A 13,511-nucleotide genomic window follows, 5' to 3' on the forward strand; every position below is an offset into this window, starting at 1 on the left:
TCCGACAGCTCAGTCCAGTCCATACGCCGCTGACCAAGGCGCCTCCGCTTTTAAAGGTGGAGTCTTGCGATTTCCCGGCCCTTCTTGCCATTGTGAGGCAGACGGAAACCTCAGTAATTGGTTCTTCAAATTGTAGGCTATTCATAGATGGGAGTTTGCAACTGGCACACTTGTTCCATATGGTGTAGCGAACACAGAAGACGACTTATGGCAGTAGGGCCGTTCATTAAAAGCAAAGAAGGGGTGGCTAGGAAACGGTGAGATTCCCAAGCCCCCCACCATTCGATGTGTTCCTTTCCCAGAAGGACTATCTACATGCAAACTTAGGAATGGCTGCCTTTTCTTGAAGTGGTATCGAGACACTTATATGGTTAAGGGCGGAGGGAAACGGTGAGACTCCTACCATGAAAATAAAGTTCTATAATATGGAAAAATGGCAATACTAAAGTAGACGCAGCTCATTCTTTTTTTTTCGATGAGAGCGTCTCATACAAATGGCTAGTGAGTTGGAGGGTGGCTTTAAGATACCTTTGGTTCCTCAATCGTCACGTTGTAACCTAAACCCTCTAACCTACGCAATGAGTGCTTTACAATGGATTGTTGTTTTTGTTTATCAAAGTAATCTTCTCCTAAATCTACATACATTTCCTTTCGTGTTAAGAGGTAGTAGGAGATTCGTAACATCGCATGAGCTACAACGATTCCTGCGCGCTTTTTACCTTTACGTGAAGCCGTTCGCCGGTAAAGAGCGCCAAGGTAGTTTTTGGATCCTCGAACAGAATGAGCTGCTTCAACCAGTGATGATTTAAGGTATTTGTTTCCATTCAACGTTTTTGAAGACTTCCGTTTCCCGGCACTTTGATTATTTCCGGGGACTAACCCTGCCCAAGAACACATTTGAGGTGCCGTAGGAAATTGCTCCTTAATATTTGTGCCAAGTTCGGCAATCATTTGTTCCGCTACTTTTCTCCCAATGCCAGGAATGGAATCTAAACGTTCGATATCCTCTTGAGATTCTTCCATTCTTTTTGATATCTCTTTGTCTAATTTATCAATTTGATCCGTAAGTAAATCAATATGATCCAGGATGGTCTTTATCATGAATCGTTGGTGGTCTTTAATGCATCCTTGAAGCGCGAGTTTCAATTCCTCTTTTTTCTTTTTCATAACGCCTCTCGCTAAGTTTGATAACTCTTCAAGGTCATCATTTCCTTCAGCTATGCAACGAAGCATATCACGAGCAGAAACTCCCAAAACGTCAGAAACAACAGACCCAAGCTTGATATTAGCTCCTTCTAACACTTTCTGCATTCGATTGTGTTGTCTGGCACGTTCTTCAATAATACTCCGACGATAACGAACAAGTTCACGTAATTCGCGCTGATTTCGATCAGGAATGTAACTCGCTTTAAGCAATCCATGTCGAAGAAGTTTGGCAATCCATTCGGCATCTTTCACATCGGTTTTACGGCCAGGAACAGCTTTAATATGTTGAGCGTTCACAACTAGAAATTCAATGTCTTCGGCTTCTAGTAGATTAACAATAGGTTTCCAGTAGACACTTGTACTTTCCATGGCCACATGGGTACAATTCCGTTTCTTAACCCAGTCCACCAACTCAATGAGATAGATGGTTTTCGTTGAAAATGTCTTAATCTCCTTTCCTTCCGGTGTAATGGCACAAGCAGTAATGGTATCTTTGTGGACATCCCACAAGCATTCTCAATGACTACATCCATTGAAAACATCCTTTCTGCGGCAAGTAATAGTAGAGGCTGGCGCAACAACCAGAATAGGGTTAATCTACCATGAGTGCTTCCTATAAAGGAGCAACAGTCTGTGATGCACCGTGGTCGAAGGAGTCAGACTATGGGGAGGGCTCTCACGCACCAAGGAGTCTCGACCTTCCTCATCCAGCCGTAGAATCAGTATAGGCATACGATAACCATTTTCATTCACTGTGGTGTAGAGCTGTTTTTTGCGATACATGAATGGCTATGGGATGTAGCGGGACAGCTGAGACCCCACAGGACGAAGTCCGAGGAGGCTCAGCGCCCGCCCCATGGAAAGCGAGCCGTTTCCCGCAGCCCCAAATATTCACACAAACATATCGAATTCAAGTCTTCAACAATACGGTTTCGTTAGTTTAATTGTAATCGTCCACAATCTCTCTCTATGAAAAGTGGCACGGAACCCTTTTTATGAAAATCGGGGTGCTGTGTGAATATTCCCGTTGAAATAATCCACTTCTGCCATTAATAGATCCAGTACTATGGATCTGTAAAATTAATTCGGATGGTGGTAAGCTTACAAGCCAGATAAGCTTCTAGATTCCGTTTATGGTTTAAAAATAATACCACAGAGGTTTTTTAAAAAGGTCTCATAATAGGCCACTTCATATAAATAGACTATCATACCCGATTTTTATCAACTTATCTGAGTGGCTCAAAAAGATGGCAATGTTCATTTTGGTTGGATCAGGCTTCAATTGGAGTGATAACAGATATTTAATACTTTCACAGGGACGTAGAACGACACGATTCCGATAGAAACATGCGGTAAGGGGTAGAAGCCAGAGTAGGCTCACCGTCTCCCAGGAATGCAGCGAGCTGTTTCCCTGACCACCTTCCTCTCATATTAGTGACGTAACGGTCTCAATTATTAAAATTCCGCTCGCATTTCTGTCTGTTTGCTCCCAAATCACTGAAAACCACTCGCAAACCATCATCCCCCATCGCATTTCTTTACGAAAATCTCTTTTTTCAATTCATGTGGGCATGGAAAGTTTGCTATAATATATGAATGGACTAAAGGTTTATGGAGGAATACAATCCGTGTTAAACGTGAAAAACTGGAACCATGTTTTTAAACTGGATCCAAACAAACCATTACAAGAAGAATGTTTAACAGCCCTTTGTGAATCAGGTACGGATGCCCTTATCATCGGTGGTACAGATGGAGTTACGTTTGACAATGTATTTGACTTATTAGAAAGGGTACAAGCTTTCAATATTCCCTGTATACTTGAAGTGTCTACAATGGAAGCGATTATGCCGGGGTTTGATAGTTATTTTATCCCGATTGTTTTCAACAGCATGAATAAACGATATATAGTAGACATTCAGCATCAAGCCGTCAAGGAATATGGGGATTGGATTAATTGGGATCAAATGGTTGTTGAAGGATATTGTGTGCTGAATGAGCAGGCCAAAGTCTTTGAAGCAGCACAGTGCCAATTGCCTTCAAAGGAAGATGTTGTGGCCTATGCTAAAATGGCAGAGCATATGTTTCATTTGCCGATCTTCTACCTTGAATATAGTGGGACGTGGGGAGAGCCTGAATTAGTGCGTGAAGTCGCAAAACAGCTCGACCAGACGACGCTCTTTTATGGTGGAGGGATTGAGTCGATTGAACAAGCCAATTTAATGAAAAAGTACGCGGACGTTATTGTCGTCGGTAATATCATATATAAAGACTTACAAGCTGCGTTACGCACGGTAGAAGCTTGCATGTAACTATTTTTAAAAGGAAGGTGTCCCTATGACACAAGCAATGCACCCTTTAGTTAAAGGACTTAATGAACAGCAGCGAAATGCGGTTACGCAAACCGAAGGACCACTACTTATTATGGCAGGTGCTGGGAGTGGTAAGACACGTGTGCTTACCCACCGTATTGCCTATTTACTTCGCGAAAAAGAAGTATCTCCTCGAAACGTATTAGCAATTACTTTTACGAATAAAGCGGCTCGTGAAATGAAAGAACGTGTACAGTCTTTAGTTGGACAGGAAGCGGATAAAATTTGGATGTCAACGTTCCACTCGATGTGTGTACGTATATTACGACGTGATATTGACCGCATTGGGTATGATCGCAATTTTTCCATACTCGATTCAAGTGATCAGTTATCCGTTATTAAACAAGTATTAAAAGATCTGAACCTTGATCCGAAAAAATGGGATCCTCGTGCCATGATTGGGGCGATCAGTAATGCTAAAAATGAACTAATTACACCAGAAGATCATGTGCGAGATGCGGCGAACTTTCATGAGGAACAAATTGCGCAAATTTATAAAGGCTACCAGAAAAAGTTACGCAAAAATCAGTCGCTTGATTTTGATGACTTAATTATGCAAACTCTGACGTTATTTGAACGCCTTCCGGAGGTGCTTGAATACTATCAGCGTCGTTTTCAGTATATTCATGTTGATGAATATCAAGATACAAACCATGCTCAGTACCAGCTCGTCAACCACTTAGCTAGTCGCTATCAAAACCTATGTGTCGTTGGTGACTCGGATCAGTCGATTTATGGCTGGCGTGGAGCAGACATTACCAATATTTTATCGTTTGAAAAAGATTACCCTAGTGCTCGTACTATTCTACTTGAGCAAAATTATCGTTCCACGGAACTGATTTTGAACGCGGCAAATAAGGTAATTGATAACAATGCCGGTCGAAAGGCGAAGAATCTTTGGACAGACAATAATGGCGGTGAGAAGATTCAATACAAAGAGGCAGGTACTGAACGAGAAGAGGCCTTATTTGTCACAGATCAAATAGAGGACTTAATTCGCAGTGGTCGTTATCATTATAAAGATGCGGCGATTTTATATCGTACGAATGCCCAGTCACGAACGATTGAGGAAACGTTTGTCAAAGCAGGCGTGCCTTATCAAATGATTGGTGGCACCAAGTTCTATGATCGAAAAGAAATTAAGGACTTGCTTGCCTACTTGCGATTGATTGCGAACCCGAATGATGATTTAAGTTATCAGCGAGTGGTCAACGAACCGAAGCGTGGCGTAGGAAAAACAAGCGTGGATAAACTACAAGCATATGCAACAACTCATGATATTTCTCTTTATGAGGCTTCAGCAGAAATTGACTTTGTCGGTGTCAGTGCCAAGGCTGCCAAATCGATTATGCAGTTTTACCAAATGATTAAAAATTGGACCCAGCAACAGGAATTTTTATCAGCGACGGACATGGTAAGTGAAGTCATTGAGAAGACAGGTTATGAAGATATGTTGAAAAATGAGAAAAGTCTTGAAGCTCAAAGCCGTCTAGAAAACATCGAAGAATTTAAGTCCGTTACGAAGAATTTTGAAGAAACCGCTGAAGATAAAACGCTCGTATCATTTTTAACGGATTTGGCTTTAATTGCGGACATTGATTCGATGAATGATGATCCGGCGAATGATGATACGGTTACATTAATGACGTTGCATTCAGCCAAAGGACTTGAATTTCCCGTCGTCTTTTTAATTGGGATGGAAGAAAACGTGTTCCCGCATTCTCGCTCTCTGATCGATGAGACCGAGATGGAAGAAGAACGTCGCTTAGCTTACGTCGGGATTACACGGGCAGAACGTCAATTATTTATATCACATGCCAAAATGCGCACACTGTACGGACGAACAAATATGAATCCAATCAGTCGCTTCATACATGAAATTCCACAAGAGCTCGTAGAAGGAAAACAGGAGAAAGAACCGCTCCCATTTTCCAATCAAAAGAACCAATCAGCCGCTATTCCTCAGTCTAATCAAGCACCAAAAAAACGTGCAGCGAAAAAAACGGAAAAGCCATCTTCAGGTGGCGAAAAAATTTCCTGGCAGCCTGGGGATAAAGCTCAACATAAAAAATGGGGAGAAGGTACGGTTGTTAAAGTGCAAGGAGAAGAGGATGGAATGGAACTGGATATTGCCTTCCCAGCACCGACTGGAATTAAGCGCCTGCTTGCCAGGTTTGCCCCGATAACGAAAGTGTAAGGACGTGTTTGGATAATGAGTGAAAAAGAAGCACAAAAGCGTTTGCAATCGCTTAGAGAAGAAGTTAATCGATATAATTATGAATACCATACGTTAGACCAACCGAGTGTCTCCGATTATGAATATGATAAAAAAATGCGAGAATTGCTTGATATTGAAGAAGAGTTTCCAGAACTAGTTACGGTTGATTCTCCTTCGCAGCGTGTCGGAGGGGATCCACTTAGTTCTTTTCAAAAAGTACGTCATAATGTGCCCTTATTGAGTCTCGGAAATGCTTTTGATGACCAGGAATTACGCGATTTTGACCGTCGTGTTCGAGAAGGAACAGGTGAAGAAGTTACGTATGTGTGTGAGTTGAAGATCGATGGGCTTGCTGTATCTCTCACTTATGAAGATGGTGTTCTCGTGCGTGGTGCCACGAGGGGGGATGGCACGGTTGGAGAAGATATAACAACAAACTTGCGGACCATCAGAAGCATTCCTCTTCGTCTGGATTCTCCTGAAACCATTGAAGTTCGCGGCGAAGCTTTTATGCCAAAAAAATCCTTCTTGAAAATGAATGAAGTACGTGAAGAAAATGACGAGGAACCGTTTGCAAACCCACGAAATGCTGCAGCTGGATCTTTGCGACAACTCGACCCGAAGATTGCCGCTAAACGTAATTTAGATATCTTTCTTTATGGGGTTGGAGAATGGCAGGGCGAGGCATCAAACGCTCATAGCGAGCGTTTGGATCGTATGAAGGAATTAGGATTAAAAACAAATCCTGAATGGAAAAAGTGTAACGATATCGAGGATGTGATCGACTATGTTCATAGCTGGGTCGAACGTCGTCCAAATTTAGATTATGAAATTGACGGTATCGTTATTAAGGTCGATCGTCTTGATCAACAGGAGGCCTTAGGGTTTACCGCTAAAAATCCGCGTTGGGCTACAGCTTACAAGTTTCCTGCTGAAGAGGCAGTAACGAAGCTTAACGATATTGAGTTAAGTGTAGGTCGTACAGGTGTTGTTACTCCAACAGCAGTGTTAGATCCAGTGAAAGTTGCTGGAACAACCGTTCAGCGTGCTTCTTTACACAATGAAGACTTAATTCGTGAGAGAGATATCCGCATTGGCGATACAGTTGTGATTAAAAAAGCTGGAGACATTATTCCGGAAGTCGTACGTGTCGTTACCGAGGAACGAAGCGGTGAAGAAAAAGCTTATTATATGCCAGAACGTTGTCCAGCTTGTGATAGCAAGCTCGTTCGCCTTGAAGAGGAAGTTGCACTTCGGTGTATCAATCCAAACTGTAACGCACAGTTAAGGGAAGGGTTAATCCACTTTGTGTCTAGAAATGCAATGGATATCGATGGTCTTGGTGAAAAGGTAATTGCTCAACTTTTCCAAGAAAAATTAATCGATAACATTGCGGATTTATATAAACTTGACCGTGACGAGCTCTTGCAGTTAGATCGAATGGGTGAAAAATCAGTGGATAACCTGCTAAAGGCGATTGAAGTTTCCAAAGAAAATTCTTTAGAAAAACTCCTGTTTGGTCTTGGTATTCGTTATGTTGGGACAAAAGCTGCCAATACATTAGCTCAGGAGTTTGAAACGATAGATGAGCTTAGTAAAGCTGATGCTGTTCGATTAACCGAAGTAACAGAAATCGGTGAAAAAATGGCTGACTCAATTGCACGTTACTTTGCTAAACCGCAGGTTGCGGAGTTAATTGCTGATCTAAAGCAGCTAGGGCTTCCTATGGAATACACAGGAACGAGGAAAAATGCTGGTCCTGTGTATTCCGCTTTTAAAGGAAAAACGATTGTTATAACTGGAAAAATGGAGAACTATTCCCGCTCACAATTGAAAAACATCGTGCAAGAACTCGGTGGTAACGTCACGGGAAGTGTCAGCAAAAATACCGACTTATTAATTGCCGGTGAGGATGCTGGTTCGAAATATACAAAGGCTGAAAAGATCGGCATAGAAATTTGGAATGAAGAAGAATTTGCGAAAGCTTTAACCTAGTAGGGAGTGGAATACATGAAAAAGTTACACGCACTTTTACTAGCAATGATCCTTATTGTCAGCGCGTGTACACCCGTCTATGATAATACCGACGAAGTTGTCCGAGAGACGACGGATGAAAAGGGAGACCAAAAAGCGATTATCCCAAACTATGATATATCAGATAATCACTATCGAATGATTTTAACCGAGAGCAGTCCAAAAATATCCGCTGCTCAAGGGGTGACAACGAATCAAATGGGGAACCGCCTGGATATAGCTGAGTTTGAGAGTGGATTACAACGTCTTTCGAAAGATCACTATAGTACTAGTGATTACTACTTCCAGCCTGGTCAGTTTCTCGAGTATGATACATTATTAAGCTGGCTATCTCGATATAGTGAAGAGGGAAATCCAGAAGGACTAAATCCAGCTTTGAATGAAGAAGATGCTTCTAAAGAAGAATTCCGTGAGAATCCACGATACATTTCAAACATTGTTGAACAAGACTATCTTGTACGAAAAGAGGATGATGTTGTGGAAGTGGCAGGATTAACCATAGGAATTTCTATGCGTTCGGCCTATAACTTTACAGCAGAAGGTCGAGACTTCTCAGAAGATATCTCAACAAGTGAATTGTTAACAAGAGGGAAGGAAAATGCTAATACGATTCTGGAGAGACTCCGAGAAAGGGAAAAACTCCAGAACATCCCTATCGTATTTGCAATATACGAAGAGGAAGATAGCAACGCTGAATCTCCTGGAAACTTCCTGTCAAAAGCATATGTTGACGGTTCAGATAATTCTGTAGGAGACTGGGAAGAACTGAACGAAGATTATGTTTTATTTCCGTCTAATGAAGCAGAAGATGAGCATTTTGACGACGCTGAAGTATTTTCCGACTTTCGAGCAGAAGTATCAGATTACTTTCCGAACTTTGTTGGTATGATTGCTAATGGTTTTTATGTGGATGATGAATTGCGAGAAGTGAAGATAGACATTCCGATTCAGTTCAATTCGCAAACTGAAGTTATTGGCTTCACTCAATATATTTACAGTTTAGTGATGGAAATGTTTGAAGATCACTACTCGATTGAAGTGAAAATTAATAGTATGGATCAACAGGAGAGTTTAATAGTAAAAGAGCCAGGTCAAGAAGAACCTTATGTGCATATTTATGAATGATAGTAGGCCTCTGAGAGTTAGTAACTAACCCTCAGAGGCTCTTTTTTTATGGTCACCTACGAGGTAGTAAAGTCTGGTGCCGTTGTTAGAAATAAAGCGTGGGCTCAGTGGAACGATTCACCCCAACGGAAAATTCGTGTGACAACTAAGCATTTTAAGATAAACAGTTAAGGACGTAGGAATTGAATGGTATACAGATGATTTCCACCAAATCATAGCACCATGACTAATATCAACAGATACATTTAACACAATCTTTAAAGAAAGAACCGTAATAATTTGAACAAAGTATAAACATAGGATAGAATGTTCTATGGAAACGATTAATGTTTTAATTTTCAAAAAATGGCGTCTGATCCAAATTAATAGGAGGCGGTTGATCATGGTAGTCCCTTATCAACATGAACCATTTACTGACTTTAGTTTAGCAGAAAACCGTAAAGCACTAGAAGACTCTATTAAGCTAGTAGAAGCAGATCTAGGCAAAGACTATCCACTTATTATAGGTGGAGAAAGAATTATGACGGACGACAAAATTAAGGTCGTTAATCCTGCTAATAAAAAGGAAGTCATTGGTTATGTATCAAAAGCAAATCAAGACTTGGCAGAAAAAGCCCATCAAATTGCTGATGAAACCTTCAGCTGGTGGAGGAAAACAAAAGCTTCATTTCGTGCCGATATTTTGTTTCGTGCTGCAGCCATTGTTCGCCGCCGCAAACATGAATTCACTGCACACCTCGTTAAGGAGGGCGGCAAGCCCTGGAAAGAGGCAGATGCTGATACAGCTGAGGCAATTGACTTTATGGAATTCTATGGGCGTCAGATCCTTGAGATTGATAAAGGGGTAGAAATTAACTCCCGTCCCATCGAAAATAATCGCTTCCATTATATCCCTCTTGGTGTTGGGGTTGTTATCTCACCTTGGAACTTTTTATTTGCAATTATGGCAGGCACAGCGGTAGCTTCTATGGTTTCAGGAAATACGGTTCTACTCAAACCTGCAAGTTCAACTCCTATCATTGCTCATAAATTGATGGAAGTACTTGAAGAAGCAGGTATGCCAGCTGGTGTAATTAACTACATCCCAGGTAGCGGTAAAGAAGTAGGCGATTATCTAGTTGACCATCCACGCACTCGTTTTGTCAGCTTCACAGGATCACGGGAAGTTGGAACACGAATTTTTGAACGGGCAGCGAAGGTTCATACAGGTCAAAAATGGCTAAAACGCACAATTATTGAAATGGGCGGGAAGGATACGATCGTTGTTGATAAGGATTCCGACCTTGAATTAGCTGCAGATGCTATTACATATTCTGCATTCGGTTTTTCTGGGCAAAAGTGCTCTGCCTGTTCACGAGTCGTTGCTCATGAGGATATTTATGATGAACTCTTAACTAAAGTTGCGACCAAAACTAAAGAATCTGTTTCGTACGGTGATCCATCCGCTCATGATACGTACATGGGACCTGTGATAGATCAGGCTGCTTATGATAAAATTTTAAGTTATATAGATATCGGGAAAGAAGAAGGTAAATTAGTAGCAGGAGGAAAAGGAGATGATAGTAAAGGTTGGTTTATAGAGCCAACAGTATTCGCAGATTTGGCTCCTGACGCCCGTCTTATGCAAGAGGAAATTTTTGGTCCAGTAGTTGGTTTTACAAAAGCAACATCATTTGAAGAAGCGATTGATATTGCCAATAACACGGATTACGGTTTAACTGGGGCTGTTTTTACTAAGAATAGATCCCACCTTGAACAAGCACGAGAAGATTTCCACGTAGGAAATCTTTACTTCAACCGTGGATGTACTGCTGCGATTGTAGGCTATCACCCATTTGGGGGCTTTAATATGTCAGGAACAGATTCCAAAGCAGGTGGTCCTGACTATTTGATCCATCACATGCAAGGAAAAACGACTTCAGAAATGCTTTAAAAATCATTGTCTCAGAAATCCTCTTTCTGCTAGGGTAGGGAGAGGATTTTTATTAGGGGGATAGGATATATTGTATAGTCTAAATGATCTACTTGTGAAAAAAAGACAAACTTTTTTTTATGAACTTTTATGAATAGATATAGTCTATAAAGCGATTTTGGAGGAATATATGATGTTATAATGAATAGTTATGCATTAAGTAGTTATTATTATAGTTTTTGCAATGTTCGGAATATTATATTATGATATAGTTATTCCTGTGTTTAGGTTTTTTAACTTCTATGTGGTTGGAACAGGTATTCTGAATTATATAAAAAATGCATAGAAGTGTATAACAAATGTTATTGGAGGTGACAACGTGTTTGAATTAGCAACTGCTGCAGGACAATTTTCACTTTCAGGGGGCGCATGGTTCTGGCTTTTCGTACCTATGCCTATATTACTCATACTATCAATAATTACACTATTTACCGGAAGGAGCGAATAAGAAAAAATGGGTACTGCAACTTTAATAACATTTATAGTTTATTTAATTGGTATGCTGGCCATTGGGTTCATCTCATACCGTTTAACAAGTAATTTATCAGATTATGTTTTAGGTGGCCGTCGATTAGGGCCAGGAGTAGCCGCACTTAGTGCTGGTGCATCGGACATGAGTAGTTGGTTGCTACTAGGTTTACCTGGGGCTATTTATGTGTCAGGTTTAGGAAGTGCATGGCTTGCTGTAGGTCTTGCCATTGGTGCTTACTTAAACTGGCAGTTTGTGGCTCGTCGTTTGCGTATATTTACAGAAGTCGCTAATGATTCCATTACTCTTCCTGACTACTTAGAGAATCGTTTCCGGGATAGTTCACATATCTTACGTGTCGTTTCTGCATTAGTCATTTTGATATTCTTCACATTTTATACTTCATCAGGTTTGGTTGGCGGTGCGAAGTTATTTGAATCTTCATTTGACTTAGGCTATAACCAAGCTTTATGGATTGGTGCCATCGTAACCATTTCTTATACTTTTATAGGTGGGTTCCTTGCTGTAAGTTGGACGGACTTCATCCAAGGTATTTTAATGTTCCTAGCTTTAATCGCTGTACCAATTGTTGCGATTTCTGAGCTAGGCGGTTGGAGTTCTGCTATTGACGCAGTTGGCGCAATTAGTCCAGATCACTTAAGCATGGTACAAGGTGTTGGAGCAATCTCTATCATATCTTCTCTTGCATGGGGTCTTGGTTACTTTGGTCAGCCGCACATTCTCGTGCGTTTTATGGCACTAAGATCTCCAAAAGATGTACCGAAAGCTCGTCTAATCGGAATGGGTTGGATGATCATCGGTTTATACGGAGCTATTTTCACAGGTTTATTTGGTTTAGCATTCATCGCTACTCAGGACGTAGATGGCTTAAGCGCTGTTGGTGCTCAGCTAACTAGTGAAGGCGGTTTTCAGGCATTAGCTGATGGTGAGAAGATCTTCATCGTATTCTCTCAAATTCTATTCCACCCAGTGATTGCTGGTATCTTACTAGCAGCAATTCTTTCTGCGATTATGAGTACAATCGACTCCCAGTTACTAGTATCTTCTTCTGCATTGGCTGAAGATTTCTATAAAGCGATCTTCCGTAAAAATGCTTCTGAGCGAGAACTAGTTTGGATCGGTCGTTTTGCTGTTGCCCTAATTGCCTTAATTGCCTTATTGCTTGCTGGAAATCCAGACAGTACAGTACTTGGCCTTGTATCTTATGCATGGGCAGGGTTCGGTGCTGCATTCGGACCAACAATTATTCTTTCCTTGTTCTGGAAGAATATTACCCGTAACGGTGCACTCGCAGGTATGATCGTTGGTGCGGTAACGGTAGTTGTATGGGCTGATATGTTACAAGGTGGAATTTTCGATCTTTACGAAATCGTACCAGGTTTCTTATTTAACCTAATTGTTGCGGTTGTTGTAAGTAAGATGGGTACTCCACCGTCTGATGAAATTGTTGCTGAATTCGAAGAAGCGGCTCGTCGCTAATCAATTTGGTAAAAGAGGAATAACCTCCGACTCTAGTCGGGGGTTATTTTTTGATTGTAAAAGGGATTTGCCGCCTGCCTTTTAGCACAGATGGGTATTTTGTAAATCCACTCTCTATATAGAGGGACGCAATGTCAGGAGACGAGGACAACGGCATGTAAACACCTGATAAGATCAACTAACATAAAGGGAAAAAAGATCCCTGAATGAATTTTCCCTTTATGTTATGATAGATAGGGTGTAAAGCTGTACGTTGCGAATCAAAATAGAAATTTGGTATGATTATATATTATGTGAGATTGAATGGAGGTAACCATATGTCCCGTATTAGTAAGGATGAAGTAAAGCACGTGGCAAACTTGGCCCGTCTTTCTATTAAAGAAGAAGAGGCTAACCTGTTCACGAAACAGCTCGATGATATTATTACCTATGCCGAGCAATTGAATGAACTGGATACTGAAGGCGTTGAGCCGACTACGCACGTTCTTGATTTGCAAAATGTGATGCGTAAAGATGAACCAAAGAAATGGATTGAAAAAGAAGACGCATTAAAAAACGCACCAGATCAACAGGATGGACAATTCAAAGTGCCATCTGTTCTAGAATAGGGAGGGACCC

General features: G+C 41.1%; 8 protein-coding genes. 7 read left to right on the forward strand and 1 reads right to left on the reverse strand.

Going from position 1 to position 13,511, the window contains the following annotated elements; all coding sequences use genetic code 11:
* Positions 1-519 precede the first annotated feature (519 nt).
* Positions 520-1,716 (reverse strand): IS110 family RNA-guided transposase, encoded by a 1,197-nt coding sequence (locus ACFQIC_RS11720; RefSeq protein ID WP_390217112.1) that lies wholly within the window; start codon positions 1,714-1,716, stop codon positions 520-522.
* A gap of 1,118 nt (positions 1,717-2,834) precedes the next feature.
* Between ACFQIC_RS11720 and pcrB the strand changes: the two genes are divergently transcribed.
* The 7 genes from pcrB (at position 2,835) to gatC (ending at position 13,501) form a co-directional block, all read left to right on the forward strand.
* Positions 2,835-3,515, forward strand: coding sequence for a heptaprenylglyceryl phosphate synthase (gene pcrB, locus ACFQIC_RS11725; RefSeq protein WP_204710440.1), 681 nt, complete (start codon positions 2,835-2,837; stop codon positions 3,513-3,515).
* Between the two features lie 25 nt (positions 3,516-3,540).
* Complete coding sequence (gene pcrA / locus ACFQIC_RS11730; RefSeq protein WP_204710438.1) at positions 3,541-5,772, forward strand: DNA helicase PcrA; 2,232 nt, start codon at positions 3,541-3,543, stop codon at positions 5,770-5,772.
* Positions 5,773-5,787: 15 nt separating this feature from the next.
* Positions 5,788-7,788: an NAD-dependent DNA ligase LigA gene (gene ligA, locus ACFQIC_RS11735; RefSeq protein ID WP_204710436.1), complete on the forward strand. Its 2,001-nt coding sequence runs from the start codon at positions 5,788-5,790 to the stop codon at positions 7,786-7,788.
* Positions 7,789-7,803: 15 nt separating this feature from the next.
* Entirely contained in the window at positions 7,804-8,952 is a 1,149-nt protein-coding gene (locus ACFQIC_RS11740) for a CamS family sex pheromone protein (RefSeq protein ID WP_204710434.1), read from the forward strand.
* Between the two features lie 382 nt (positions 8,953-9,334).
* A complete protein-coding gene (gene pruA / locus ACFQIC_RS11745) occupies positions 9,335-10,885 on the forward strand; it encodes an L-glutamate gamma-semialdehyde dehydrogenase (RefSeq protein WP_204710432.1) in 1,551 nt (516 codons plus the stop codon).
* Positions 10,886-11,378: 493 nt separating this feature from the next.
* Positions 11,379-12,893, forward strand: coding sequence for a sodium/proline symporter PutP (putP, locus tag ACFQIC_RS11750; protein WP_204710430.1), 1,515 nt, complete (start codon positions 11,379-11,381; stop codon positions 12,891-12,893).
* A gap of 317 nt (positions 12,894-13,210) precedes the next feature.
* Entirely contained in the window at positions 13,211-13,501 is a 291-nt protein-coding gene (gene gatC, locus ACFQIC_RS11755; RefSeq protein WP_204710428.1) for an Asp-tRNA(Asn)/Glu-tRNA(Gln) amidotransferase subunit GatC, read from the forward strand.
* The last annotated feature ends 10 nt before the right edge of the window (positions 13,502-13,511 follow it).

It is taken from the genome of Halobacillus seohaensis (assembly GCF_042663045.1).
GTDB classification, from domain to species: Bacteria; Bacillota; Bacilli; order Bacillales; family Halobacillaceae; genus Halobacillus_A; species Halobacillus_A seohaensis.